The organism is Streptomyces sp. NPDC091682, assembly GCF_044756625.1.
Lineage (GTDB): Bacteria > Actinomycetota > Actinomycetes > Streptomycetales > Streptomycetaceae > Streptomyces.
The window spans coordinates 1-26,065 of sequence record NZ_JBIVTH010000041.1 but is presented as its reverse complement, the minus strand read 5'-3'; the positions used below and the strand labels follow the sequence as shown (position 1 = coordinate 26,065).

Annotated in this window: 24 protein-coding genes and 2 pseudogenes; 14 read left to right on the top strand and 12 right to left on the bottom strand. The window is 69.0% G+C overall.

Going from position 1 to position 26,065, the window contains the following annotated elements; genetic code table 11:
* Positions 1 to 355 (top strand): annotated as a pseudogene (locus tag ACIQK6_RS41545) (hypothetical protein); the annotation flags it as partial.
* A 452-nt stretch (positions 356 to 807) separates the two neighbouring features.
* On the opposite strand, the gene ACIQK6_RS41540 reads toward ACIQK6_RS41545, so the two are convergent.
* On the bottom strand, positions 808 to 2,082 hold the full coding sequence (locus ACIQK6_RS41540) for a DUF1266 domain-containing protein (protein ID WP_329094837.1): 1,275 nt from the start codon (positions 2,080 to 2,082) through the stop codon (positions 808 to 810).
* Positions 2,083 to 2,450: 368 nt separating this feature from the next.
* On the opposite strand from ACIQK6_RS41540, the gene ACIQK6_RS41535 reads away from it, so the two are divergent.
* Positions 2,451 to 2,999: a hypothetical protein gene (locus ACIQK6_RS41535; protein WP_329094835.1), complete on the top strand. Its 549-nt coding sequence runs from the start codon at positions 2,451 to 2,453 to the stop codon at positions 2,997 to 2,999.
* A 924-nt stretch (positions 3,000 to 3,923) separates the two neighbouring features.
* The gene (locus ACIQK6_RS41530) at positions 3,924 to 4,475 is read left to right on the top strand and encodes a YceI family protein (protein WP_329094833.1); all 552 of its coding nucleotides are present in this window, start codon (positions 3,924 to 3,926) and stop codon (positions 4,473 to 4,475) included.
* A 261-nt stretch (positions 4,476 to 4,736) separates the two neighbouring features.
* On the opposite strand, the gene ACIQK6_RS41525 is transcribed toward ACIQK6_RS41530, so the two are convergent.
* On the bottom strand, positions 4,737 to 5,465 hold the full coding sequence (locus tag ACIQK6_RS41525; protein ID WP_402697612.1) for an SDR family oxidoreductase: 729 nt from the start codon (positions 5,463 to 5,465) through the stop codon (positions 4,737 to 4,739).
* Positions 5,466 to 5,600: 135 nt separating this feature from the next.
* A complete protein-coding gene (locus ACIQK6_RS41520; protein ID WP_329094830.1) occupies positions 5,601 to 5,750 on the bottom strand; it encodes a hypothetical protein in 150 nt (49 codons plus the stop codon).
* Between the two features lie 455 nt (positions 5,751 to 6,205).
* On the opposite strand from ACIQK6_RS41520, the gene ACIQK6_RS41515 reads away from it, so the two are divergent.
* From ACIQK6_RS41515 to ACIQK6_RS41505, 3 genes are all read left to right on the top strand, one after another.
* On the top strand, positions 6,206 to 7,006 hold the full coding sequence (locus ACIQK6_RS41515) for a hypothetical protein (RefSeq protein ID WP_329094828.1): 801 nt from the start codon (positions 6,206 to 6,208) through the stop codon (positions 7,004 to 7,006).
* Positions 7,007 to 7,457: 451 nt separating this feature from the next.
* Positions 7,458 to 7,805 (top strand): hypothetical protein, encoded by a 348-nt coding sequence (locus ACIQK6_RS41510; protein WP_329107384.1) that lies wholly within the window; start codon positions 7,458 to 7,460, stop codon positions 7,803 to 7,805.
* A 312-nt stretch (positions 7,806 to 8,117) separates the two neighbouring features.
* Positions 8,118 to 8,573 (top strand): hypothetical protein, encoded by a 456-nt coding sequence (locus ACIQK6_RS41505; RefSeq protein ID WP_402697610.1) that lies wholly within the window; start codon positions 8,118 to 8,120, stop codon positions 8,571 to 8,573.
* 341 nt (positions 8,574 to 8,914) lie between these two features.
* Here the strand turns inward: ACIQK6_RS41505 and ACIQK6_RS41500 are convergent, their stop codons facing one another.
* The 3 genes from ACIQK6_RS41500 to ACIQK6_RS41490 all read right to left on the bottom strand — a co-directional run bounded on the left by ACIQK6_RS41500 (position 8,915) and on the right by ACIQK6_RS41490 (position 13,578).
* Complete coding sequence (locus ACIQK6_RS41500) at positions 8,915 to 9,679, bottom strand: hypothetical protein (RefSeq protein ID WP_329094824.1); 765 nt, start codon at positions 9,677 to 9,679, stop codon at positions 8,915 to 8,917.
* Positions 9,680 to 10,536: 857 nt separating this feature from the next.
* A complete protein-coding gene (locus ACIQK6_RS41495) occupies positions 10,537 to 12,294 on the bottom strand; it encodes an FG-GAP-like repeat-containing protein (protein ID WP_329094821.1) in 1,758 nt (585 codons plus the stop codon).
* Between the two features lie 429 nt (positions 12,295 to 12,723).
* On the bottom strand, positions 12,724 to 13,578 hold the full coding sequence (locus ACIQK6_RS41490; protein WP_329094820.1) for a methyltransferase domain-containing protein: 855 nt from the start codon (positions 13,576 to 13,578) through the stop codon (positions 12,724 to 12,726).
* Between the two features lie 392 nt (positions 13,579 to 13,970).
* On the opposite strand from ACIQK6_RS41490, the gene ACIQK6_RS41485 reads away from it, so the two are divergent.
* Entirely contained in the window at positions 13,971 to 14,447 is a 477-nt protein-coding gene (locus ACIQK6_RS41485) for a Mu transposase domain-containing protein (RefSeq protein ID WP_402697618.1), read from the top strand.
* A gap of 308 nt (positions 14,448 to 14,755) precedes the next feature.
* A complete protein-coding gene (locus ACIQK6_RS41480) occupies positions 14,756 to 15,355 on the top strand; it encodes an ATP-binding protein (protein ID WP_402697607.1) in 600 nt (199 codons plus the stop codon).
* A 168-nt stretch (positions 15,356 to 15,523) separates the two neighbouring features.
* On the opposite strand, the gene ACIQK6_RS41475 is transcribed toward ACIQK6_RS41480, so the two are convergent.
* The 3 genes from ACIQK6_RS41475 to ACIQK6_RS41465 are packed head-to-tail and all read right to left on the bottom strand — an operon-like array spanning position 15,524 to position 18,539.
* Entirely contained in the window at positions 15,524 to 16,513 is a 990-nt protein-coding gene (locus tag ACIQK6_RS41475; protein ID WP_402697605.1) for a tyrosine-type recombinase/integrase, read from the bottom strand.
* A complete protein-coding gene (locus ACIQK6_RS41470) occupies positions 16,510 to 17,442 on the bottom strand; it encodes a tyrosine-type recombinase/integrase (RefSeq protein ID WP_402697603.1) in 933 nt (310 codons plus the stop codon). The genes ACIQK6_RS41475 and ACIQK6_RS41470 overlap by 4 nt, the downstream gene beginning before the upstream one ends.
* Positions 17,439 to 18,539, bottom strand: coding sequence for a tyrosine-type recombinase/integrase (locus tag ACIQK6_RS41465; RefSeq protein ID WP_402697601.1), 1,101 nt, complete (start codon positions 18,537 to 18,539; stop codon positions 17,439 to 17,441). The genes ACIQK6_RS41470 and ACIQK6_RS41465 overlap by 4 nt, the downstream gene beginning before the upstream one ends.
* A gap of 278 nt (positions 18,540 to 18,817) precedes the next feature.
* On the opposite strand from ACIQK6_RS41465, the gene ACIQK6_RS41460 reads away from it, so the two are divergent.
* From ACIQK6_RS41460 to ACIQK6_RS41450, 3 genes are all read left to right on the top strand, one after another.
* Positions 18,818 to 18,964, top strand: coding sequence for an ATP-binding protein (locus ACIQK6_RS41460; RefSeq protein WP_402697615.1), 147 nt, complete (start codon positions 18,818 to 18,820; stop codon positions 18,962 to 18,964).
* Positions 18,961 to 19,176: an ATP-binding protein gene (locus ACIQK6_RS41455; RefSeq protein ID WP_329094817.1), complete on the top strand. Its 216-nt coding sequence runs from the start codon at positions 18,961 to 18,963 to the stop codon at positions 19,174 to 19,176. The genes ACIQK6_RS41460 and ACIQK6_RS41455 overlap by 4 nt, the downstream gene beginning before the upstream one ends.
* 132 nt (positions 19,177 to 19,308) lie before the next feature.
* Complete coding sequence (locus ACIQK6_RS41450; RefSeq protein ID WP_329094815.1) at positions 19,309 to 19,638, top strand: hypothetical protein; 330 nt, start codon at positions 19,309 to 19,311, stop codon at positions 19,636 to 19,638.
* Positions 19,639 to 20,065: 427 nt separating this feature from the next.
* Here ACIQK6_RS41450 and ACIQK6_RS41445 read toward each other — a convergent pair whose 3' ends face one another.
* The gene (locus tag ACIQK6_RS41445) at positions 20,066 to 21,241 is read right to left on the bottom strand and encodes a GDSL-type esterase/lipase family protein (RefSeq protein WP_402697598.1); all 1,176 of its coding nucleotides are present in this window, start codon (positions 21,239 to 21,241) and stop codon (positions 20,066 to 20,068) included.
* A gap of 35 nt (positions 21,242 to 21,276) precedes the next feature.
* Positions 21,277 to 21,846, bottom strand: a complete 570-nt coding sequence (locus ACIQK6_RS41440) for a TetR/AcrR family transcriptional regulator (RefSeq protein WP_402697596.1) — start codon at positions 21,844 to 21,846, stop codon at positions 21,277 to 21,279.
* Between the two features lie 691 nt (positions 21,847 to 22,537).
* Here ACIQK6_RS41440 and ACIQK6_RS41435 point away from each other — a divergent pair.
* A complete protein-coding gene (locus ACIQK6_RS41435) occupies positions 22,538 to 22,798 on the top strand; it encodes a hypothetical protein (protein ID WP_329094810.1) in 261 nt (86 codons plus the stop codon).
* Positions 22,799 to 22,885: 87 nt separating this feature from the next.
* Here the strand turns inward: ACIQK6_RS41435 and ACIQK6_RS41430 are convergent, their stop codons facing one another.
* Entirely contained in the window at positions 22,886 to 23,476 is a 591-nt protein-coding gene (locus tag ACIQK6_RS41430) for a DUF4240 domain-containing protein (RefSeq protein ID WP_402697594.1), read from the bottom strand.
* 588 nt (positions 23,477 to 24,064) lie between these two features.
* Here ACIQK6_RS41430 and ACIQK6_RS41425 point away from each other — a divergent pair.
* A pseudogene (locus ACIQK6_RS41425) lies at positions 24,065 to 24,729 on the top strand (transposase); the annotation flags it as partial.
* A gap of 337 nt (positions 24,730 to 25,066) precedes the next feature.
* A complete protein-coding gene (gene istB / locus ACIQK6_RS41420; RefSeq protein WP_402697592.1) occupies positions 25,067 to 25,837 on the top strand; it encodes an IS21-like element helper ATPase IstB in 771 nt (256 codons plus the stop codon).
* Positions 25,838 to 26,065 lie beyond the last annotated feature (228 nt).

Genomic DNA, 26,065 nt, shown 5'->3' with positions numbered 1-26,065 from the left:
AGAACCCCCACCATCACCCTCGCCGCATGACCACCCCAAACGCCCGCATACCCGGCACCACGTCCTTGACGAAGGACATAGAGACACCCCCCCCGAGCAGCCCGCCGCTCCTGACCCGGGCGAGGCCCCGGTGCACGCGGAGGCCGGCGACTGCGTCGTCGTCACCGGCCCGGAGAACGCACCCAAGGTCGAAAGCAAGGGCTGCACCGAGAAGGTGGCCGACCTCTGCAAGGTCGTCAAGGTCGTCGACAACACCTTCGACCTCGACAAGCGCAACGGCGTAGCCGACGCAGCCCTCGCGCAGCAGCTCGAGACGGACAAGTTCGTCCTCTGCATGGAGCCCGTCAAGAACTGACGTCCCACAGACGCCCCACACACGGCCCGCAGGGGCCGGACCCGCCGGGTCCCGCCCCTGCGACGCCCCTCACGGGCCGTCAGGCGGTGCGCCCACCCCGGGGACGGCCCTCAGACGGCTTCGGTCGCGAACGGCTCCAAGGCCAGCGGAGGCAGGATCAGGCCGGTCGCGCCGCGTACTTCGACCGCCCCCAGCGCCCTGCGGGTGCCCAGCCCCCGACAGGCCGGCTCGCCCAGCAGTTTCCTCCAGCCATTCCACGGAGACCGCCACGTGCTCTCCCGGTCGACGGCACGGGCAAGACCGTGGGCCACCCCCACCCCCGCACTGCGTGATCCGTACGCCGCCGTGGTCGATCACCGCAACCGGTCACGGTCGCCCGCGAGGCGGGCGTCGACGGCAGAGGCGTGACGAGGCATCCGCCGGCGCCGAACTGCGGTGCTGAAGCCTGATCCTCAGGTCCAGTCAAGCGTGCGCCACGGGCTGGCCGGGTCCGTGGTCAGGACACGGTGGGTCGCGAGGACCGTCTCGTACCACTCGCCGAACTCCTCCTCGTCGAAGTGGAGGCAGCGGCCCAGGATGTAGGCGGCCGAGAAGTCCTCCCACGAGCGGTAGTTGAGCTGGGCGAGACGGCCAGCCCGGACCACGGCCGCCTCCGCCTCCTGTAGGGAGCACAGGCGCGCGGCGAGTCCCCAGCGCGCCATGCCGGAGGCCCGGCCGTAGTCCCAGGCCTCGACGCTCCGGACGAAGCCGCCCTCGGGCAGCAGGCCGTCGGCGCGGAACCGCGCCTCGTAGCGGGCGATGCGGCCGATCAGCCGCTGACGGCCGGTCACCTGGCCCTCCAACTCAGCGGTGGTGACGGTGCGGCCCGGGGTGACGCCGTCCGCGGTCAGGCGGGGTGCGGCGGCGGCCTCGGCGCGCCGACGCACCACGTTTTCCGCGGCCTGGCGCCAGTGTTCGACGTCGACGGGGCCCGCGAAGTCCAGGGCCATGGCGCGGCGAAGTTGCAGGACGGACTCCCAGACCTGGCTGACCATCCCGGCTTGCAGCAGCTGTTCCTGCGTGTCCTGCCAGTCTCCGCGGGTGGTGACGCCCCACCAGCGTTCCAGAGTGCGCTTTTCGTCGCGGTAGCCGCAGCCGTGGTAGGCCATCGAGTTCCAGTAGCGCCCGTTGTGCACGTTGATGTGCGCTCCGGCCGCGAGACCGAAGGCGACGGAGCCGCTGCGGGGGCCGCCCACCTCCAGGGTGTGGACGACGTCTCGGGCCAGCCCCGGCCGTTCGACCGGGGCGGAGTGACGCTGCCACAGGGCGCGGCCCTCCGGCCCGGCCGGCAGGACGCCCTCGCAGGGGCTGCCGGGGTTGACGACGAGGTAGGGCGGGTCGTTCTGGTTCCACACTTCCGCGAACCAGCCCAGGTCGTAGCAGTTGTAGACCGGGTCGGCGACGGGCGGCGGGAGCATGCCGCCGGTGTAGACGGCCAGGCATATGCTCTGGGTCTGAGGGTTCCAGTAGGGGTGGAAGCGGGTGTTGCCCGCGTTCGCGTCGACGTACGCCCGCGACTGCATCATGTACAGGTCGGCCCGTGCGACGAGGTCGTAGTACGCGGGCCAGTCGCCGCGCGCCTTCGCCTCGTACAGCCCCCGCTCGACCGCGCTCGGCGCCTGCCAACCCTGCGCCGATGCCATCGGACCGGGCAGGGCTCCTCCCTCGTGACCTGCTGTCAAGCTCATGGGTAAACCCTAAGGGCTGGTCCAGTGCGGTCGGTGCGCCGGACCGTCGGGCGGGGCCGACCGGGGCGAGGTCGTCGACGCCGGATCACCACCGCTGACCGACCGCACGCCCCGTAGCCGACCGATCCGGGCGCCGCGCTGCGCGAGTCGGCGCGTCCGCCGCAACACCGTGAGGCGACCTTTGTCGAGCGCGCAACCCGGTACCGGCCCCCCGCTAAGGGCTCTCCCGTAGTCCGCCGCGCGCCCGCCGGGGATTGCGGGACAGCCCTTGGCTAGGTAGGAATCTGCCGGACGTTGGTTACACACGGGTCTCCGACAGTGAGGAGATCTCCCAGGCCCCCTTCGCCGCAACAGCAGCAGGACGGATCATGAACGTGAGGACGTGGGCACTGGCCGGGACCGCGGCCGCCGTGCTCCTGGGCGGCGCTTGGTACGTCTGGGAGAGCAGCGGCACCTCGCACACGGAGAGCCTGTGCGGGACCCCGTCCGGCGGCACGGATGTTGAGGTTGCGACCAGCGCCCAGGGCATCGCCGTGGTGGAGGCCGTCGGCGGGGCCGCGCACGATCCGCAGGCCGTCGGCGCCGAGAACCCCGACCTCGTCACGACGCCGGTACGGATCGTGGAGACGATGAAGGGGAAGTTCGCCCCGAGCATCGGGGTGTCCCAGCGGGTGGAACCCGGCGGGACACCCGGCTCCTTCAAGGTAGGCACCTCCAACCGAGAGGTGATGATGAAGCCGGGGGAGCGTTACGTGGTCGCCATCGGCCCCGGCGACCTGGAGGCCAGGCCGGGGACGACGACGTTCGCAACCCTGATCCAGCCCGCACACCGCGGTGCGGCCGGGGAGGCCGACTACTGGCGGAGCGTGATCGGGAAGGCCCCACCGAAGCCCGTCTGCGACGACACCGTCGGCTAGTGCTCTGACCGCATGGGTTTGCCGGTTTGCTCGTTGCGCTGGTTGGAAGCGACTACTTCCAACCAGCAGGGGGGCGGGATGGCACCACCGGTCAGGGCCCGGAGGCTAACGGGGCACGAGGGACGGAAGCTCCAGCGGATGGAACCTTGGGCAATGGATACGAGAAACGGCCCGCGCCTGCTCTGAGGTGCCCTGGGAGGGCCTCGATCCGGACGAGGCCCGCGCCTGCTGCGTGGGCGCGCAGAATTGAGCTTCGGCACCCGCGACGGGCTGTGGCCGATCGCGAGTACGGACCGGGGCGAATCCCTCTTCCTCGTCGAGGCGGACGGCAGCGCCCCGTGGCTCCTGATCGACGACGGCGGGGGCGGCTGGGCGAGGAACGACATGAGCTTCGCCGAACGGCTCTACCGCTACCTCATCGGCGAAGACATGGCTGGCCCCAACAGCTCTGCCTTCTACCCCGGTCCGGTACGGCTGCGCAGGCCACCTATAACTCCCGAAGAACGTCCGGAGCCATGGTTCGGGCCAGGCCGCGGCATGTATCTCTGCCCGCCACGACAAACACAAGGCATTTGTCGGACGGCACGGCAGACCAAGCAAGACGATCTCCAAGCACAGGATCGGGCCCCCCGCGCATCCGGTGAACTGGGAAAACACGAACAGGTTCGATCCCAATCCGACGCTGGAGGTCAGTCGGCAAGGCTAGCGGGCTCCCCTTCGAATGCAGTTTTCGAACAGGCATCGCTCGTGGACCGAGAACGAGGCCGGTCGCGGCGAGGCTGCGATCCAGGGCCATCGGTCAGGGTGCAATCCGCTGCAACTGCGCGCGTTCGGCGAGGTCGGGAGCGCCTGGCCCCTTAGCGTGAATCGGGAGCGATCCGGGCGGGCCGTCGTCGGGTCGTGATCCTACGGAGGTAGCTGCTCATGACCGTCCCGCTCCCCGAGCTCACGGGGGACTACGTCCTCGACCCGGCACACACCCGCATCGGGTTCGTCGCACGCCACGCCATGGTCACGAAGGTGCGCGGTGCCTTCCACCAGTTCGAAGGCGCCGCGCACCTGGACGGCGGCGACCCGGCCAAGTCCACCGGCGAGGTGATGATCAAGACCGAGAGCATCGATACCGGCGTCGAGCAGCGCGACCAGCACCTGCGCACCAACGACTTCCTGGACGCGCCGAACTTCCCCGAAATCGCCTTCCGCACCACCAAGGTCGAGGTGAAGTCCGACACCGACTACCGGGTCACCGGCGACCTCACGATCAAGGACACCACCAAGCCGGTCACCATCGACTTCGAGTACACCGGCAACGCCGTCGACCCCTACGGCAACCTGCGGGTCGGCCTGGAAGGCTCGGTGACCGTCTCCCGCAAGGAGTTCGGCATCACCTGGAACGCAGCCCTGGAAGGCGGCGGCGTCCTGGTCGGCGACAAGGTCGTTCTGGAATTCGACATCTCCGCGATCAAGCAGAGCTGAGGGCCTCCAACCGACCGGTCACCGGGTCCAGGAAGCGATCAAGCGGCGCGGTCCTCGACGTCAGGGCCGCGCCGTTACGATGCCGAGCCGTTGGATGGTGCAGGCGGTGCCGCGTTTCCGTAGGTAGGTGCGGATCTTGCGGGACGAGTAGCCCTTGTCGAGGTGGGTCAGGAGCCGTCCCGGGTCCCGTCCGGCGACCAGCGGCGGAACCGTTCAGGTAGCCCACCCGGAACAGGTGCTCGCCCGTAGTTCGGGGAAGGTTCAGGCGAGCCAGTCGGCGTAGCGGGTGGGGGCGAGGTGGGCGGCCTTGTCGGTGAGGACGTCTCCCTTGACGACGGCGAACATGCCGGCGGTGGGGTCGGTGACGACGGTGCGGCCGTCGGACTTGTGGGACAGGGTGAACCGGCCCAACTCGTCCAGGGAGAAGACCTCGGGTCCGGCGATGCTGCGAATGCCCCCCAGCGGGGCGCCCGCAGCGACTTCTGCGACCGAGGCAGCCACGTCCCTGGAGGCGATCGGCTGGATCGGCGTGGCGGGCAGCCGGACGGTGTCGCCGTCGGTGGTCCAGGACAGGATCGCGTCGACGAACTCCATGAACTGTGTCGCGCGCACGATCGAGTAGGGGATCGATCCGGCCGTGAGGATGTCCTCCTGGAGCGCCTTGGCCCGGTAGTAGTCCAGCTCCGGCACCTGGTCCACGCCGACGATCGAGAGAATGACGAAGTGGCGCACGTCGGCCTTCTCGCCCGCGGCCAGCAGGTTGTCCATGGAGGTCCGGAAGAAGGAGAGGGAGGCTTCGTCGAAGGTCGGGGAGTTCGTCAGGTTGACGATGACGTCGGCTCCCGCCACCGCGTCGTCCAGTCCCTGGCCGCTGATGACGTCGACTCCGGTGGACTGCGAGTGCGGCACCGCCTCGTGCCCAGCGGCGTTCAGGTTCGTGACGACCTGCGACCCGATCAGCCCGGTACCGCCCATGACCGCGAACTTCATGACATGCCTTCCGTCGGGAGATGTGTCCGAAATATGACACATGATCCCTGCCGGAGCGTCTGATGCAAGGTCGGGGTCGCGGCGTGCGCCTCCTGCCGCAGGCCGGATTCCAGCGAGTAGTCAGCAACCGCTGAATCAGGCGCGCCTGGCGGCCCGGCACGGTCGTGGTTGTCGGCCGCCGCGCACCCGCGGGCGGCCGTCGCCGACCGACGGCTGGACGTCCCCCGCGACCTCGACCTCGACCTCGGCGACCGGGCCCGCGCGCTGGAGCATCGGAAGGCGCACGCGGCCACGCACTCCCCGATGGTGTTGCTGGTTGTGGAAGCGACCCTCCACGCGCTGACCGCACGGGCTGGACCGTCCACCACTACGGCGGCCCATGGGCCGGGCTGCGCGGCCCGGTCATGTGGGCGCTGCTGCTCGGCGCCGTGGCGGTCCCCGCGGTCACCTGTGTCCGCATGACCCCAGGCCCGGGCCGGTCGCCCGGCCCCGGGTGCGGTTCCCGGGATAGCGGGTGCGGGAGTCGCCGTGCGACCTGCGGGAACGTCCTCTCCGCCACGGGCGAGCGGTACCCGACCATGCTGTGGCGCGGGCACCGTCCGCCGCACAGCCCAACGAGCCTCCCCCGTGAGAAGGCGAATGAACGATTCCCTCGTTCCGAGGCGCTGCTGGTGACGACGTGCTCAGCGCGCACGCCGGGGTCGCCCGAGGCCCCTGGCCCTGCTGAAAGGTGCCTGTTCGTGCTGCTCGTCATCGCCGTCGCCGCCGCCGCCCTGCTCGCCGGTCTGGCTGCGAACCGATTCCTGCGGCCGCGGCTGCTCAACGAGGACGACGACACCGGCATGGCCGTCAAGGACCTCGTCGGGCCCCTGCTGACCCTCACCGTCCTGCTCCTCGCGTTCGTCCTGGTCACGGCCAACGGCTCCTACGGCAAGGCCGAGGTCGCCTCCCGCGGCGAAGCCCGCGCACTCGACCAGCTCGTCGAGACCGCCGAGTACGCGCCCGCGGCCCAGCGGGCACGCATCCAGGCCGACGCCGCCTGCTACGCCCGCGCGGTCCGCACCCAGGAGTGGCCCGCCATGGCCGAAGGAGACGGCTCGCCCGCCCCCAGCGTCTGGTCGACCGACTTCCGGCAGGCCTTCCGCGACCTACAGGGACAGCCCGTCTTCGGCATGCTGATCGCCGCCGACAACAAGCGCTCCGACGAACGAGAGGAACGCCTGACCCAGGCCACCGCCAGCATCCCCAGCGCCATCCTCTGGTTCCTGCTCGCCACCTTGACCATCACCGTCATCGGCCTCGGTATCTGCCTGCCCCGCAGGAACAACCGCGGCCAGGTGATCACCCTGGTGGTGATCACCGCACTGCTGACCACGACCCTGTGCATCATCAAGGACGTCGACCGGCCCTTCGGCGGCATCATCAACGTCGAACCGACCGCGATCACCGAAGCCGAACGGCAGGCCACCCGCGACTTCACCGCCAACCATCCGGCCACCGAACTGCCCTGCGACGACCAGGGCAACCGTCGCACCATCTGAGCACGAAGCAGGAGGCCGGCCCTTCAGGACCGGCTCTCCGCGCGTCCGGCCACAGGGGCTCCGGCACTTCCGCACGGACGGCAGCGCGGCGCGCGGCGCGATGGGTGAGGCGTACGCGCACCACCAGGGTCAGGCGGCTCTCCCAGTGGCGGTGACGGCCAGGTCGAGCAGGAGCAAGGTCGATCAGGATCCGGCGAAGTGGCTCCCGCTGTCCCCGGACGCGTCGTACCGATACGGCGCCGATTGGACCGCGCCCGACAACCACCGTTTCTGTGCCGCATCGGTGGACTCGTCGTCCGGCGCCCCAGTTCACAACAAGAAGTCCCCCCGCGTCCAGGGTCCGGAGCCAGGGAGCGGAACCGGTGGCGTTCCTGGTCGTCGGGGGACTGGGGCGCACACCGCTCCGGGGCCCCTATGGGTTTGGTCAAGGCGGTGGGGCGAGGATGGCGCCATGAAGATCTGGTTCCGTGCCTATGACGAGGATGAGGATCTGTGGCAGTACTTCGAGGCGGATGGTGAGGGCTGGGCGGTCCGGCAGGTTGAGATTCGGGGGGTGGACTCGCGACCGGTGACGGCCGCGTCCCTGAAGGAGGTGCTACATCTGCGGGATCACTGCGATCGGGCGGCGATGAGCCGGTATGAGCAGCAGTACGGAGTTCTGGCGGACGGCAGGGTCTTTGACGGCTGGGAGGACGAACTGGATGCCGATGAGCTCTTCGTTGAAGAGTTCGAGCAGGTGTGGGCTCGGGCGAGGCACGCCCTTGGCGATCGGGCTGACGTGGCGGGTCTCGGTTCGTAGAGGGTGCCGTCGCGGAGCACGCGAAGAGCACATCGGCCCGTCGTCTCGCGAGGCAGAGCAGGGCTCGGGTGTGGTGCCGTACTCGTCGTCTCCGAGGAGCAGTACGGCTGGAGCGATCGGCAGATCCAAGCCCACCCCGCACCGGCCCGTCCCTGGGCACCATTCGCACGCTGCGGCTGAGGTCGCTGGCGCGGAAGCAGCAAACCTCCCGATGATCCTCCGGCCGTCCTGAGGATCTCTCACCTGTGCCTCCGCTCCGGCACCGGCGGCCGCTACCCTGACGGCTCTCCGGTACCGGAAGGCGGCCGCACCATGCCCGATCAGCCCCACACCGCCGAGGACGGCGAGGTCCCCCCGACCGCCCGGCGGCGCGCCACGAAAGTCGCCACGAACGTCGCCAAGACGATCGCTGTGGGGGCCCTCGCCGTCGGCGCGTTCGCTCTGCTCGGCAGGCGCGGTGGCGGGCAACCGCCCGCCACCGACGAGGCGCCAGAGCGGGAGCGGGCCCCGGAAGCCGAGTTCGCCGCCATCGTGCGCGAGGTCGCCTCGGGCAGAGGCGACATCAAGGTCGCCTCCGTCAACGGCTTCGCCGCGGAACTGAGGATCCGGTCCCGGTCCAGGCGCAGCTACGGCCAGGCTCACGTGCACTACGACGCTGAGACGGGCCACGTGGGGGCCGGGGACATGTACGGGGGTACGGCCAGGCTCCGGGGGTTCGTGCGCGAGCTGGAGGAACGCCTTGGCGAGGTGTGGCCTGTCGGCGTCTGACCGGGCCCGTACAGGTCCGGGGCGCGGGCAAGGGGCGTCACGGTTTTCGGTGGTTCGGCGCGGACCGGTCACGCACGGTCCGCCGATCCCTCACGGGCCGACGTGGCCGGCCGGCCGCGGTCACTTCGGCGGCAATGTCCTGGCCGTGCTGATGCAGGGCGCGGACTGGCCGCGGATGGCCCGCCGGTCTGCAGCGTGCCGTAGCGTGCCGTGTCGATCTCGGGGTGTCCCTGCCGCAGACGGGACTGGATGACGGCGGATGACGGCCGGGGTCCACCAGGCCGTCACCGCGAACGCGGCATCAAGACGGAAGGCACCGACCGCTGGGCCGTACACCGGGTTCAGAGTCCCTGAGCGGCCCGAAGACGGTCGACCTGGCGCAGGACGGGCGTCTCGGAGACACCCAGGTAAGGTTCCGCCCCCGTCGCCGAGAGGTCGGTGACGCACACGCCGACCCGGGCCACGATGCGGTCGATGACCTCGGCGGGGCTGGTGGAGCCCGCATCGGTCATGGTCATCCGGATGCGCAGGGTGTCCTCAGGGAAACCCACCGTGTCGAGGTCTTCGTACCGAATCGTCACCGTGCGGCCGTCCTCCTCCACCGATGGACAGCCCGCGAGTGCCGTGCGCAGCCGGCCGAAGACCGTCACGGCATCGGTCCCCGCGTAGGACGACAGGAAGTTGACCGTCGGACTCCCCGCCTCCTCGGTGTCGAAGGTCTGGGAGACGGCGGCGTGGGCGCCCCGCTGGCCGAGCAGACCCCACATGGCGGTACATGGGGCCGACAGTTCGGTCGGGGACAGCGGCCTCACCTCGACCTCGTCCAGGCTGCGGGTGCTGCTCCCGTCCTCCCGGACCCCGGCGGTCTCGCCCGGCTGCAGAGCCAGATCCACCAGTCGCGCGGTATCCGGTACCTCGCCCGCCGCCCTCGGCGTCGGCAACGCAGCGGTGGGCGCCGGCTTCGAGGGGGCGGGCGCGGCGGAGGTGCGCGTGCCGTCCGTCGGGTGGCCGGCGTCGCCGGGTGCGGGGGTGCCTCCGCAGGCGGAGAGCAGCAGGTAGCCAGCCGTGACCAGTGCGGCGGAGAAGACGAGACGGTACTCGGACACGCGAAAACCCCCCAGAGCGCGAACGGACCTGAACGGTCCGCCCCGCACTCTAACCACGCCCTGTCTCCCCCTCCCCGGGGAGGGGGAGACAGGAAGCGGCCGTCACAGCGTCCACGTCTTCCACACGTCCCGGACGACCTCATCCGGGAGGCGCGCCACCGCGGCATGCTGACTCAGGCACCGGCGGCCGACCCGATAGGGTCCGACTTCGTCCCGGAAACCGTTGCCATCGAGCGCCTGGCCCCGCTCAGGGAAGCGCTTGGGGTGCCACGGGCCCTCAACGGGATCCTCACACGGGAGTTCCTGCGCTCAGTGCAGCCGGCCGCGGTCACAGGCCTGAGCCTGAGCACTGGGACGGAGCGAGCGCACACACCGTCGCCCTGCGCCTGAACCGTCTGACGGCCGACACCCCTTGGAAGCAGGCCACCGGAACGGCCCTGGTGGGCCGTCTCGTGGACGCGACCCTGAACGCCCTGACCACGCCGCGGACCGCGCGACCCGCGTCCACGTCCCGGCTGTGGGCCGACCGGGCCGGGCGTGAGACCGTCGCCTTCTCCTTGAGCCTGCCGGCCGGAACGGTGGTGCTGGCCGGTGTGCGTGACGCGCGGGCGCCCTGCTGCTCGAACTTCGTCCGGCTCAGCCGCCGTTGCAAGGTGACGATCTCTCGGCGGGTTCTCTCGTCCTGACACAGGACCTGGAGGAAGCCCAGGTGGCCCGGTTCCCCGCCGTGGGCCTGGGCCAGGCGGGCATCAAGGGTCTCCAGCAGCCCGATACGGGCCCGTTCCAGCCGGACTTGATGCCGGTAGACGGGCCCGTGCCGTCGCTGCCGCGCGATCGAGCGGCCGGGCCGCAGAATTTCAGACGATGTTCTTATAGAGGTCCCAACCGGTGCCGAACTTCACCCGGGCGGCGAACGTCGCGGTGCCGGTCTTGCCCGTCGATGAGTATCGGTACACGACGCCGTTCGGGAGCCGGCAGAGCAGGTCACCCTTGCTGTCGCCGTCGATGTCACCCGGGACGAACAGCTTGTCGTACTGGTCGAAGCCGCTGCCCACCTGCTCCCGGGCGGCGAACGGCGCGGCGGCCGTGCCCGTCCCCTTGAAGAGGAACAGGCGGCCGGAGGTGTCCCGAGCGAGCAGGTCGGGCCGTCCGTCGCCGGAGTAGTCGCCCGCGCCGACGAGCGCGTCGTAGCCGTTCCAGCCGGTGCTCACCTTGATGCGCGCGCCGAACTTGGTGACCAGTGCACCGTCGCCGGGGTGGAGCCACAGGGTGCCGCCGGAGTCGCGGCTGAGGAGGTCGCCCTTGCCGTCGCCGGTGAGGTCGCCGGGGCCGACCGTCACGGTGTAGTTCCACGTCGTGCTCACCCGCTCGCCCTGGATGTACAGGTCGCTGCCGATGTTCTGCACGTAGGTCGCGTGGTTGCGGCTGTTGAGCCCGGTGGCGTACGCGTTGCGGGAGCCGGGCGTCTCCTTGCCGGCCCAGACCGGCGGCGTCCGGTAGTCGCCGTTGGCCAGGGCGCTGTACTTGGCGAGGTCGTTGTCCGCTTCGGTGCCGAGGTTCTGCGCCTTGCCGTAGAGCGGCGTGGTGCCCGCGCCGACGATGAACTTGTTCAGCTCATAGCCACTGCCGAAGTACGCGGGTCCGGCGAACTTGCCGCCGCCGACCGACTTGAACCAGTACTCCACGCCGTCGCGGTCGCGGGCGAGCAGGTCGCTCAGGCCGTCGCCGTCGCCGTCATCCGAGCCGGTGATCACGTTGTAGGTGTTCCAGCCGTCGCTGACCTTGACGCGGGCCTTGAGTGGGGCGGTGGCGCTGCCGGCCCCCTTGTGGAACCACAACTCACCGCTCAGTGTGCGGGTGAGGACATCGCCCAGGCCGTCGCCGTCGACGTCGCCGGCCCCGACCAGCTGGTCGTAGATCCCCCAGCCCGAGCCGACCTTGACCCGGCCGTTGAAGGGTTTGCTGACGGTGCCGGTGCCGGTGTACAGCCACAGGTCGCCGGCATGGTCGCGGGCCAGCAGGTCGGGGTGGCGGTCCCCGGTCAGATCCCCGGTGGCCATGACGCGGTTGTAGATCTGCCAGCCGCGGCCCGACCACAGCGGCGCCGACGTGCTCGTCAGGCCGGCCTCGTAGAGCGTGAGCACGCCGTCGAAGGAGAGCGAGAGCAGCTCGGCCTTGGTGGTGCCGCCCACGTCGCCCACCGGCAGCAGGTCCTTGAACGAGGCGCTGGGGTCGGGGTCGGTCTTGAAGATCGTGTATTCGCTCCAGGTCTTGATCGACGACAGGTAGACGGCCGTGGTCTGGTCGTACTCCATGACGATCATGTCGCTGATGCCGTCGCCGTCGACGTCGTGCCGCGGCTTGGCGGCGGCCAGCGGCGCCGGCCCCGTGGCCCGGCCGGGCAGGACGACGCTCGGGTACTCGCGATCCCCGCCTGGAGCGGCCTCGGAGACCGAATCCGCCGCCGGGCCGGCCAATGGCTGGACGGTGGCGGATTCGGGTATGCCGGGCCGCGGGGCAGCGCTGCTCGGGACGGCGGTCAGGGCGCTGACGGCCAGGGCCACTACGCCGCCAGCGGCCAGTGCACGCAGTCTTCTACGGTGCGATGAAGTCAAGATCCCCCCTGAGGATCGAGCCGGGACCCGCCCGGACACGTATCGCTGTGCGCTCGGAGACACACATCCACGTGTGAACGGTTCCCGCTTCCACCCGTGCCGCGCTCGACACGTTCGCAGAGTGCGGCGACGGCGGCCGGGATGACCTCCAGGAGCTCGGCGGCCTCCGGACTGAGCCCGGAGGGCGCCCCGGCGAGTACCTCCAGCCCGGTGGCGGCGTCCTCAACGGCTGCGCTGCTCCACCGGTTGGGCCCGGCGACGTCGCCGAGAGCGCACACGGCGAACACCGCGCTCTCGGCCAGCGGGTCTAGGGGGCTTGCGGTCCTGCGCGCCCCCTGTGGGCGAGCCCCGGCGGGCCGGGCGGGCGCGGGGTGGACAGAGGTGCATCCCAGGATCGCGAGCAGCCCGGGCCAGCGGCTGGGTCGTGTGTCAGTGCGCGGTGACCGAGTACGCGGCGAGTGCGCGGTTGCCGTGCGGCTTGGCAATGGCTCGGAGAACGTCGGTCTGACTCAGGACGAGCTGTCGTACCGGCTCGGGCAGCGTGGCCAGACACCCGTCGCTTCCCACCAGGTCGAGGCAGGCTGCGATTTCCCAGTCGCCGTCCTGAAGTTCTTCGGTATTGACCGGCTCGCTGCCGTCGTCCGTCCAGCCGGCCTCGGGCAGGAGCCGCAGCAGGCTCTCACGGGAGAAAGGTGTGCGGACGTTGCCCTCGCCGTGCGATCCCGCGGCTTCGGTCTGCCCCTGGATCAGCACGGCGAGCAGGTGCGCCAACTGGTCGTCAGAGGCAGGTGTCAGGTCCCACTCGGTGAACCACAGTCGCCGCGCCCACGGCCGTACCCGGGCCAGCGTGTCTCGCAGCTGTCCGAGCGATGTGAAGTACCAGGAGCAATGTGCGAGCACCACATGGTCGAAGGCGCTTTCGGGGAAGTCGACCGATGGGTCGAGGACGTCGGTGCCGAAGCGGAATTCGATGCGTGGCCCGAGTGGGCCCGCCGCGAGCCGGGCTGCCGATTCCCCGAGCGTGACCGGCGCCCCATAGGAGGGTGCGGCCACGTCAACGGCCACCACGCGCCCTTTGGGTCCAACTGCCTCTGCAAGGACGGCGGTCATGTCGCCCTGACCGCAGCCCAGCTCGAGGACGGTTGAGCCGGGTGCGATGTGCCAGCTCGCCACGAGCGCGGCACGGTGGCGAGTCTGGGACAGCTGGGTATCCGGGCTGTGATCGGCGGCGGCCATGCCGGACGCGAGCGAGGGGGCCTTGGCGAGGAGATCGGAGTGATTCACAAAGTCCTTGCTGATACTCGACGGGTCAGTGCGGCCGAGGGTATGAGCCGCACAGGCAGCAGCGCCTCCGATTTACTGGACATCCCCGGCACGACGGCGGCCCACCCTGCGGGTCGGGAGCGACCTCGTTGTCTGCCGTCGTGCTGCCGGAGGGGAATCGTGATCGGCGAGCAGTCGGGTGCCGACTCCGGGGTCGCCCCAGGTTCCCTCGTGAGCGGCCCGCGCGCGGAAGAGGCGGTGTCCTTTGAGCGGGCTCGGAAGATCCGTCCGGTGCCGGCACGTGCGGTCCTACGCTTGCCGATGAACCAGCCTGGCAAGCCCGAACCCGCCGATGAGGAGCAGCTCATGGCGGGCCCGCTGCTGCTCACCTTCCTGGTGGCGTTGCCCTTTCCCTGCCCGCTGCCGCATGGGGCGGTGATCACCAAGATGCTGCCCGGCGCGGTCGGCGGGCTCGGCGGCATGGAGACGGGTCCCTGTCCGGACGGGCCTGTTTCGCCGTCGCCGAGCTGGAGCAGACCCGCGTCGTCAGCCCGCAAGGACTCGTCTCCTTCGCCGGCAATCACTACTCCGTCCCGCCAGGGCTGGCCGGCGCCCACGTCACGGTCCGGATCCGCCTCGGCGAGGACGACCTGCATGTGGTCACCGCCGGCCGCGCGATCATCGCCCACCTCCGTCGGGCACCGGACGGGGCGGGGCTGACCATTCGCGACGCCAGACACGTCATCGCCCTCGAACGGGCAGTACTCGCCTCGTTCTCCGACAGGGCCCCCTGCCGCACCAAGGCACGCCGGCCCCGTCCGCTGCGGCCCAGGCGGAAACCGAGAAGCTTCGCGGCCGATCTGATTCAGACGTCGCGAACCGGGTCGTGATCGGCCTGTCCCACTACGCTGCCGTCGCCGACCGGCTCCGGTAGGCCCCCACCCACGAAGACCAGGAGCGTGAGAGCGAGTGACACCATGCCGATGAGCGAAGCCCGCCGCTACCAGCAGCTGTGAGGCCACCTGTCCTATCTGAAACTCAACGACGCCGCCTAAGCCCTTCCCCGCGTCCTGGACCAGGCCCGCGCCGAGCGAATGACCCTCACCGCCGCCCTGGAGAAACCTCTCGAGATCGAAGCAGAGGCGACGGAGGCCCGCAAACTCTCCTCCCGACTCCGGTTCGCTTGCCTGTCAGAACCATGGACCTTGAACGACTCGACTTCGACTTCGCCGCCCAGCCCGGCGTCGACGAGAAGCTCATCCGCGACCTGGCCACCTTGCGGTTCCTCGACAACGCCTCCAACGTCCTGCTGGTCGGCCCACCCGGCGTCGGCGAGACCATGCTGGCCGTCGCACTCGCCCGCTTCGCGGTCGACGCCGGCCACCGCGTCGACTTCACCACCGCCGCCGAACTCGCAGCCAAGTGCCACAAGGTCGGCCTCGAAGGCCGTTGGTCAAGCATCATGGGGTTCTTCGCCGGCCCCCGCCTGCTCGTGATCGATCTATGCCGAGACCGCGACTATGCCGACAATCTGCTGGCGAGGGTTGCATCCTCGCCTGTCTGGTCTGCGTTTGAGACGTCGAGATGGAAGGGTGATCCGTTGGCGAGAGGCGTCCATCCCTGCGCGAGGGCGGTCCGGATGGCCTGGGCGACATCAGCGGGAACGACCGGCTTGGTCGTCAGACCGAACCAGTTCTCGGGGTGGTGCCAGCCGGTCTCGACGACGAGAACGGTTCCCGGGACGGTGGCGTCCTCGACCGCGAACGTCAGCGGACCCCATCCGTTTGACTGGCAGTAGGTCGGCTTGTGGCGGACGCGCCAGCGGTAGGTGACGCCGTCCACGACGATGCGCCGGGAACCCTTCTTGACCAGCGCCACCGTCTGCTCCTTCGACTGCCCGTAGTGTCGCTCCGACACTCCCAGCCCGCCCTCGGGGAAGCAAACCATTTGAGTTTCCTCGGCATAGTCACAAGCGGTCGAGGAAGGCCAAGACCTTGTCGGTGGGCCGGTAGCGGCCCGGCCGGGTGGCGACGGGCGCAGTCAGCGCGAGCGCCTTCTCCTTGATGGTCATGTCGGCGTGGACGTAGGCGTCGGTGGAGCGGACGCCGGCGTGGCCGAGCCAGAGCGCGATGACCGTGGTGTCGACGCCGGCCTGCAGCAGCGACATCGCGCAACTGTGCCGCAGGACGTGCGGGTGGATGCTCTTGTCCAGGAGGGATGCGCAGGCTTGCGCGGCAGCCTGTGCGTGGATGCTCAGACGCTGTGCAACGGCGTCGCGACTGAGGCGCCGCCCGGCCCGGGTGCAGAACAGAGGGTCGGCGCGACGTCCGACGCGCTCGTTCAGCCAGGAGCCCAGCAGGCGCTGGACGGGGCGGTCGAGCGGGACGGTTCGCTGTTTGCGCCCTTTCCCCTCGCAGCGGACGGCGGCGCCGTCGCCGAGGGTGATGTCGTCGCAGTTCAAGCCGGTGAGTTCGGAGACGCGCAGGCCGGTCTGGACGGCCAGCGCCAGCATGGCCTTGTCCCGTCGTCCTTCCCAGCGTTTCGGGTCCGGTGCCGCCAGCAGGGCGTCGACCTCGCCGGCGGTCAGGAACGTGACGGTCCTCTTATCGAACCGCTTGGGCGGGATGTCGAGCACCCGCTGGATGAGGAGGGCGTGTTCGGGGTGCTGGAGGGCGGCGTAGGAGAACAGGGACCGGATCGCCGTCAGGCGGACGTTGCGGGTCCGAGTGCTGTTGCCGCGCTCGACCTCCAGATGGTTCAAGAACGCAGAGATGACGTCCGCGTTCAGGTCGTTCCAGTCCATTTTCGCCGGAGTGGTCCCGGTCCGCTGCTGGACGAAGCCAAGCAGAAGCCGGAGCGCGTCGCGGTAGGCAGCGATCGTGCGGGGACTGGCCTGGCGCTGGCGGGTGAGCCGTTCGGTGAAGAACGCCTGGAGCGTAGGTGCAATCAGGGTCATGAGCGGGGCGCCTTCCGGAGGCCGTCGCGGCGGGCGGCGGCCAGGGCGAGCAGTTCCGGCGCCGCCGACAAATACCAGTAGGTGCACGCCGGTTCGCGGTGTCCCATGTAAGTCGACAGCGATGGGATCCTCGCCTGGATGTTGGCTTCGGTGCGATACCAGTGCAACAGGGTGCGGACGGCGAAGGTGTGTCGCAGTTCGTGCAGCCGGGGTGGGTGTGGGGCGTCGAGGCCGACAGCGGCGGTGTCGACCAGGGCCCGAAACACTGGATGCACGCAGGCATAGATGAGCCGCTTGCCGGTGAGGGAGATGAAGAACGCGGGGTCCTTGACCCTGGGCATCAGGTCTTTGCGCAGGCTGTCGTACTCGCGCAGTGCGTTCGTGGTGCTGTCCTGCAGGGGGACCAGCCGGGACTTGCCGAACTTGGACTCGCGGATGTGCAGGACGCCCTCGGTCCAGTCGATGTCGTCGCGGTCGAGCTTGATTGCCTCGCCGATGCGTAGGCCGGACGCGGCCAACAGCCCGATCAGCGTGTGATAGGTCGCCGCCCGCAGCGGCTGCGGGAGCGTCTCGTGGGCCGCCTTCATGATCGCGGCGATGTCGGCGTCGGAGTAGAGGAAAATCTGCCCCCGGCGCCTGTTATGGGGCACCAGCCCCAGCGGCGGCACCTCGGTCGCGGGGTCCATCCCGCTCAGGTAGCGGGCGAACCCGCGGACGGCGGTGATCCGTCGGGGGCTGACCGTCGTGACCAAGTCAGGCTCTCGGGTCTTCATCCAGTCCAGTGTGGCGGCGACGGTCACGGTGCGTTCGCCGCGCTGGTCCATGAAGCTCACGAAGTCCGGCAGTAGATGGGCCGCTTCGGCCATCTGGTGTCCGAGCGAACGGCGAAGCCGCAGGTAGTCGTCGACTGCCTGGCGAAGATCGGTCATGCCGCCTCCGTCCCGGGCCAGGGCTGTGCGACCGCGCGCAGCGCAATAAAGTCGACCTTCGCGTAGAGCGCGGTCGTGGCCAGGTCTTGGTGCCGGAGCACCTGCCCGATCGCCGTAAGCCCGGCGCCGTGCCGGAGCATGTCCGCGGCCAGGGCGTGACGCAGCCGGTGCGGCCCGACTTTGCGCGAGCCGGCCCGCCGACAGGCTCGTTCCACCACGTCGCCGACCAGGTCCGCCCGGATCGGACCGTGCGGCGCCTTGCAGGTCAAGAAGACATGGCGGGCATCCAAGCGGGTTCTTGGGCCGGTCACGTAGGTGACCAGGGCCTCGCCGACGTCAGCCGGCAGCGGGAGCCGGTCCTCACGGCGCCCCTTGCCGCGGACGACGATCTCGCCGCACCGCCAGTCGATGTCGTCCAGCAGCAGCCGGGCCACCTCGATCGACCGCAGTCCGAGCCTGGCCACCAGCATCAAGATCGCGTAGTCGCGGACGCCGACCGTCCCGTGACGCGGAGTATGGTCCAGCAGCCGCTGAACCTCGCCGGTCGCCATCGTCGGCGGCACAGATGCGAAGCGCCAGCCGCCCACCGGAGGCACCGCGCCGCCGAGCTTCATTGGGATGACGCCGTGCAGGTGAAGGAACCGCATCAGCGACCGCAGCTCGGCCACCCGCCCCTTTGCCGAGCCCGCCGAGACCCTGGTGCACTCCCGCAGCAGGAACGCGTTCAGGTCCGCCCCGGTCAGGCTGTCCGGCGTGAACTTGCCGTCACTCATGGATTGTTCGGCTAGGAAGCGCCGGGCAGTGTTCCCGTAGCGCAGCATCGTCGACGCCGACAGACCGCGCTCGAACTCCATCCAGTGCTGGTACCGCTCCAGCAGAACATCCGCCGGCGACGGCGCCACCTGCGGTGCGGGCACCACCCCGGCCTCGCGCAGGAACGTCAGCAACGGGACCAAGCCGCGCGGCCCAGCCACCCGCCGGCGACCCGAATTCTGCAGGTCAAGAAGGTGCTGGTTCAACCGCCCCTCATCCAGATCGGCAACATCGAGGCCCTGCCCCGACAGCCACAAGCCGACCTGCCCCAGATCCTTGAGCATGTTCCTGGTGGTCAGGGGCGTGTACCCGCGCTCCTCCAGCCATGCCCGGTAGCCCTCCACATGCGGTGCCAGAGCACCCGCCTTCCGACGCGAACTCCCGAACGGCATCGCCACCCCCTCGCGGGAGCACCCCTGCCCCCTCACTCGCGAGGCTGCCCGGCACCGAAACTATGTAGAGCCACGAACAGCCGAAACCCCACGAAGGAGCGGAACAGCACACATGGCATCGGCATAGTCGCGGTCTCGGCATAGGTCGATCTATGCGGATATCGGCATAGATCGATGAACTGGGCCATCTCCCGCTGCCGGGCGAGGGCGCCTCCGCCCTCTTCCAGGCGATCAACCAGAGGTATCTCAAGTCGAGCACGGCCCTCACGACCAACGTCCCGGTATCGCAGACTGGGCCGGCGCCTTCGGCGATGTGACCGTCGCCGCTGTGATGCTCGACCGGCTCCTGCACCGCGCCGCCGTCGTCGGCATCGACGGGCCGTCCTACCGGCTTCGCTCGCACCAGTCCCACGCCGAGTCGATGACGCCGTCGTCGCCTGACCCGGCACCGCTCGCGCCGACGGCCATCCGGAACTGCCCGTACTGTGACAAGCCCGTCACCATCGTCGCGCTGCTGGCCCACACCTGAGGCCGCACGACTCACCATTCCAGCCGCAAGCGGGACGTGATTCCGATGCGCAGAAGCTGACACGGTCTGACGGGAATCGGCGCGACGTGATCAGCTGCCGTTCAGTACTGTCACATGGGAAAGGATGTGAACATGGCACTGGTCAAAAAGGGATCGCGGCTCATCACCGTGGATGGCACCACCTACCGGTGGCGACTCCGCGGACGGCCGACCTACGACCAGGGACTGGTCATGTCACCCCTTACCTATGCGGTCGAACACGCGCAGACTCCGGGCACCACCCTGGTGATCACCACCAACCAGCCGCACCCGAGCAACTGGTTCGGAACAGCCAGCATCCCGGTCCTGCACGCTCAGGTGGCTGACAGCATCCGCACCGCTCTCACCGACGGCTGGACACCCCAGAACCCCGGCTCCCCATTTCACCTCGACCAGTCAGCTGGCTTCGCCTCGCCCCACTGACCCACCCGTACTCAACGACTCGCCGACCCAGCCATCGGTGAGTCCTTCTGCTTTTCGCTCCCCACATTCCCCTGTTGGTTCACTCCGTGAACCAACAGGGGCGAAGAGCCGCAGTGGGGAAAATTCGAGATCCGCATCAGCGATCCTGCCGCGGTTCGCGATCTTTCTGCAGGTGCACCGTGGGCTCATGCTCGCCCGTGCTGGCGACACCGCCGGCGGTACCGCGCACGCCCGCGCGGCGCTGGACGCGCTCCCGCCGGAGAAGCACTCCCTGACCCTGCGTCTGCTCATGACGGAAGTCGAGCGGTCCCGACCCCGGCGGCGGGTTCTCCCAGACCATGCAGGCGGGCGGGGGGCTAGGGGTGCGTGAGTTCGGGGGGCCGTGGTTTCGTTACCGGCGTGGGCGCCGCAGGCGGCCGGATCGTGCTCAGGCGGTGGGGGCGAAGGGCCCGTTGCCGGAGAAGACGAGCTTGGCGAAGTTCTCGCCGATGCGGACGTGTCCTTCGGGGCTGGGGTGGATCGCGTCGGGGTGCGGGAACTCGTCGTGGTCGTTCTCGCCGTAGAGGTCGAGTCCGTCGAGGTAGTGGAGGTTGGGGTCCTCGGTGGACCGCTGCTTGACGATGTCGGCCAGGACTTCGCGGACGATCGTGAGCGTCAGTCGCCCGGCGGCCGTCTCGGCCGGGTCTCCGGTGGCCTTGAACTTCAGGCTGCCGTCGGCGAGGTCCGGCATCAGCGGGCCGGGGGTGTTCTCGTGGGTCGGGCACAGGATGGGCGAGACGAGGAGCAGTGGGGTGGTGGGGTGCCCTTCGCGGATGGTGTCGAGGAAGCCGTGGATGGCGGGGACGAAGGCGCGCAGGCGCATGGCGTCGCTGTTGACGACGTTGATGCCGAGCTTGACGCTGATCAGGTCGGCCGGGGTGTCGCGCATCGCGCGCGCGGTGAACGGGTCCGCCATGGCGCTGCCGCCGAATCCGAGGTTGATCAGCTCCACGCCGCCGGTGTTCGCGGCCAGGGCGGGCCAGATGGTGCTGGGGAAGACGGCGTTCGAGCCGTGGCTGATGGAACTGCCGTGGTGCAGCCACACCCGGCGTCCGTTGTCCGGTGCGGGCTCGACGGGAGCGTCGGTGCGCAGGGCGATGACCTTGGTGATCTCCGCGTGCGGGAGCCAGATCTCGATGTTCTTGACGCCGGCCGGGAGGTCGGCGAAGTGGGCGGTGCCGGCCGGTCCGGGGGTGAACTCGGCGGTCTGGGCCTGCATGTCGGTGATGGTGCGCAGGTTCCCGCCGGCCACGGTGGCCTGCGCGGTGAGACGGCCGTCGACAAGGAGGTCGTAGACGCCGTCCGGCGGGGGCGGGAAGCCCCGGTAGACGCGTTTGGTGGGCAGGGTGTCCAGGTGGACGATGGTGGCGGCGGTGCGGAAGGCCAGCCGGACGCCGGAGGGCTGGGCCTCGGCCACGGCCAGGCGGTCGTCAGGGATCTGGCGGCGCGCCCAGGTGGGCAGCCGGTGCGGGAGGAGGCCGTGGGCGGTCTCTTCCACGTCCAGGTGTCCGCGCAGGAAGCCGACGGTGATGGGGGTGGTGATCAGGTTCTGCTCGGTGCTCATCGTCTCAAGCCGTTCAAGCCGGTGGAGTGGGGCGGTCAGGGCGTGGGTCTGCTGCGCAGTGCGGCGTCGAGGCAGTCCAGGGTCCAGGTCCAGGACTGCTGTGCGCGTGTGGCCGTGTGCTCGAAGGCACCCGCCGCCTCCAGAGCGGCATAGCCGTGGAAAACGCTGCCCAGCATGCGGACCGCATGGGTCTGCTCCGGCTCGTCCAGGTCGTAGCCGCGCAGGATCGCCCGCGTCATCTGCGCATGCCGGACACCGGCACTGGCCGCAGCGGTCTCCGGGTCGAGCCGGTACCGGGCCGCTTCGTACCGGCCGGGGTGCGCTCGGGCGTAGTCCCGGTAGGCGTCCGCGAAGGCGATCAGGGCGTCCTTGCCCGCGCGCCCGGCGACGGCGTCGGAAACCCGGTCGGCGAGCTCCTCCAACGCGAACAACGCGATCCGGGTCTTGAGCTCGTGCGAGTTCTTCACGTGCGAGTACAGGCTCGCCGGTTTCACATCGAAGCGTCGGGCGAGCGCGGACAGCGTCACCTGATCGAATCCGGCCTCGTCGGCGAGTTCCGCGCCGGCGAGCGTCAGCCGCTCCGGATTCAGTCCCACCCTCGCCACAACCATCACCCTCTCTAGGTTTTCCTAGTGAGACCGTAAGTCTGCCTATAGTTTGTAGGCAAATTGATTGGTGCTTCAGTTTCGGTCTTAGGCTCCGCCTCCCGCTCTGGCCGTGCGTGGCGGTGGCAGGGGGTAAGGGCAAAGAGATCGGCAGCACCCGTCGACAGGCCGGCTGGTCAGGTTGGGGTCTGGCTCAGCCCGTGCCGATGGGGCGTGTGTGGGTGAGGCCCGGGGCCCAGAGCGCTCTCGGGGCAGCAGCCCCCCGGCCCGCCCCAACCCCACCGCTCGCCCCTGCCGGTCGGCGTGACCCAGGCGCGTTGGGCAGGGCACGGGGGATGGCGGAGCCGCTTCCGTTTCGGGATGCGGATCCCGGTCGCGGTGACGCACATCCGGTCCGCCCCGTGCGGGGCACCGGGCGAACTCGTCCTCGACGACGGCTGGCTGGACCTGGCCGTGCAGTGCGCCGGGGATCACGTACGCGAGACGCACTCAGGCGCGAACATCCTCGAGGCGCTCCAGCTCGTGCCCGATGTCGCCTTCCCGCCGACCGAATGCCACGACGTCGCCGAGTGGGTCGCCCGGTACAACACCGGAACGCGCCCGAGACCCGCGGTCCGCGATAGCGCCCGAGCTGCGGTTCTGCCTCTATCGCGAACGAGACTTCCGGGAGGAGCCCGGTTAAGTTCGGCTCGTGGACAACACTGAGATCACGATCAAGCTCACCTCTGACGAGGCACTCGTCCTCTCGGACTGGTTGGAGCGAGTTCAGATGACGGATCTCAGCCGTCTGGTCGACGATCCGGCCGCATGGGCCCCGATCCACAAGATCGCGGGAACGTTGGACAAGGCACTTCCCGGGATCTTCGCCGCTGACTACGCGGAGCGTCTGGATGCAGCACGGCATCGCCTTAGGGAGACCACGGGCAGCTTCGCCGACGAGCAAGAAGGCTGACCTGCACAGGCTTCCGTGAAGCAAGCCATCCAATTGAGAACGCTAAAGTCTCGGCGTTTTCCATCAACAACGCTGACTCGTCGCGCCTCACGCGTCTGCGCTGAGCGGGAACATGACGCTCAACCTTGGCAGCCTGCGGGCCGCCTCGTCTTCATCCCGAACGTCCCAGCGCTTCCCGGCCAGGCCCTGGCTGACCGCGTGTTCACCCCGCCGAGTCGCCACAGCCGCATAGAAAGCATCCCCGCACTCGTCGGGATCCCCGGTCACAAGCCCATGGGCTTCCAATGCCACATAGTCGAGCGATTCCCACCCGGGCCAGTCATCGCCCCAGGTCCTCCACGTTCGCCGCGCCAGGCGCAGGACCTCAGGAGTGTCAGCCAGAGCATCAGGGTCGAGCACGGCTCGCCCGAAGGCGTCTTTGCCCAGGCCGACCATCCAGAGGCCGAAGTAGCAGAAGTCGTCATCCGAACACCGGCCGCCGAAGATCCGCTCCGCCGCAGCCACCAGCTCCCAGGTGAAAGCCTGGCGGGTCACCTGGTCGAGGCACATCTGGAACTCAACGATCTCCGCCAGCGGCCTGCGCGACAAATCAGAACGAAGCCGCGCAAGTCGCGCATCCCTGCTGTCCGCCTGTAGGCGACACGTCTCTACAAGTTCCCAGAATTTCTCAAGGTTCACGAAGAGCACCCTCGCAGGCGCCACTGACAGCGGACGGGCTACCTGGCGCCATCACCTCTTCCGCGAAAGCCAGATCGTTTGAGATCGACCCCGGCAGCAGTCTCAGAACATCTGGCACCTATGCAAGTCAACGTCACGTCAACGCCGCCTGCGTTGCGACAGGACAACTGCCGTCTCGCGGAGGGGCAGGCCAGAGGTCTCGCCTTCCAGATGGAGTCGTCAGCCCTCGAAATAGGAGGATCCACCGAGGTGCTCCGCCCCAGCCGATGTCGACCTTCGCCGGCCGACTGTCCGATGGGATGGCCCAGTACAACGCCCGGAACGCCCTGGAAACCCGCGGCCCGCAACAGACGCGGCTCGTCGCGGAACGGGATGGCTTCACGCGCTGTTGGTGACGGGTAGCGCACCGACCTTGTGACAACCACTGTGCCTCAGGTGATCAAAGCAGCAGCTCAGCGGATGCAGCCGTTGACAACTATGGTGCTTCGACTCAGTGATTGAGCGATTCAGCTGGCGGATGGGCATTTCGAGTAGGTGGACTGAGCGCCCGAACGTCGGTACCCCGGGGGATCCGAAGCGCTCGGCCATGGTCAGCGGTTGCTTTACATTCCTGGCCGCACCGTCCACCACGCCTCCCGTGGCTACCGCGGAGACGGCAAGACCGATGCGAAGGACGCTTACGTCATCGCAGATCAGGCACGGATGCGTCGGGACCTCCAGTCCTTCGCCCAGGCCATCGCCGATGCAGCCGTCGCGGCGGCACGGTCCCAGCACACCGCCGTGGCTGAGGAGAGCACTGCTGCAGCTGTGGTCAACACCCTGGCCAGGGCAGTTTTGGCTCTGGACGATGAGATCGCTGGCATCGACGCGCAGATCGCGGTCCGTTTCCGTGAACATCGCGACGCGGACTTGGTTCTCAGCATGCCCGGCATGGGCCCGTTGCTGGGGGCGGAGTTCATCGCCTGCACCGGTGGTGACATGGACGCCTTCGGCAGCGCAGGCCGCCTCGCTGGTGTCGCCGGACTTGCACCGGTCCCGACTCCGGTCGCATCAGAGGCGACATGCGCCGGCCACACCGATACCACCGCAGACTCCTGCGCGTCTTCTACCTCTCGGCTCAGATCGCTGCCCGCTTCTGTCCCACGTGGAAGACGTTCTACGACCGCAAACGAGCCGAGGGCAAGAGTCACAAGCAGGCAATTCTCGCGCTCGCCCGCCGTCGTCTCGACGTTCTGTGGGCACTCATCCGGGACCAACGCCGATGGACAGCTTCATTCCACCGTTCCCCACGCCAAGGGCGACACTCTCCTTGTGGTGCACGGGAGGGCCGTAGGCCGCGGAGCTTGCGTCGTCGACGAGAAGCACTGGGACGGACCCTTCGACGGAAGGAACAGGCGAACCAGTGCTGGTGACGTCCCTCATCAACCCCGCCAGCAGCGGGAACTCGGCGAGGAGTCGCTCTAGCTGACCGCTCTCCTGACCCCGGGCCGCGGCCGTCCGAGTCGAGGTCGGCCGCCGAACCCTGTCGGTCGATGACGAACTGACCGGAACGCGTCCCTTCATCACCCGCCCCACACCGGAGGAGCCCCGTTGAGTGAGATGGTCGGCACCCGCATTCGCACCGCGGCCGCCAAGCTTGGTCTGCCCGACCTGGCCGAGAGCCTGAAGCAGTGCGCCGGCCGGGCGGACGAGGCCAGGATGGGCTATCTCGACTTCCTCGACCTCGTCCTGGCCGAAGAACTCGCCGTCCGCGACGACCGCTGCTTCCGCCTGGGCATGCGGCTCTCCAAACTGCCGCACCACAAGACGCTCGACGAGTACGACTTCACCTTCCAGCCCGAACTCGACCCTCGCAAGATCAAAGACCTCGCCACCCTCGCTTTCGTCGAGGCCAAGGGCAACGCGGCCCTGCTGGGACTGCCCGGAGTCGGCAAGACGCACATCGCAGTCGCGCTGTCAGTCGCTGCCTGCCGGGCCGGTTTCTCCGTCTACGTCACCAGCCTCGACGACATGGTGCGACAGCTGAAGGCCGCCGAAACGGCCGGCCGGCTCAATGACAAGCTTCGTACTTACCTTCGGCCGGGCGTTCTATTCGTTGACGAGGTCGGCTACCAGCCGTTGGAACGAGCCGAGGCCAACCTGGTCTTCCAGGTGATCTCAAAGCGCTACGAAAAGGGCTCGATCATCCTGACCTCACACAAGACCTTCAGTGAATGGGGGCAGGTGTTCGGTGACGAGGTTCTCGCCACCGCCATCATCGACCGACTCCTCCACCACTGCGACGTCGCATCCATCAACGGCCCCAGCTACCGCCTCAAGAACCTACTTGCTGCCATCGAACGGGACAACAACACGGCCTGAGCTGGTCAACCGCGTCGCCAGAACCCATTGTCCCGATACCGCCACCAGTACAACACCGTGTAATCGTCCGGCCAACCGGCGAGCAGGTTCCCCCGGGACTCGAACCGGTCCCTCGACAGATCGATGGGCCGCCAGTGAACCGTTCCGGGTTCGGTAGGGACTCGATCGTTTGAGAGGATCGAGTCATGGCACGTCCTTCCCAGTACCCGCTTGAGCTGCGCCGTCGTG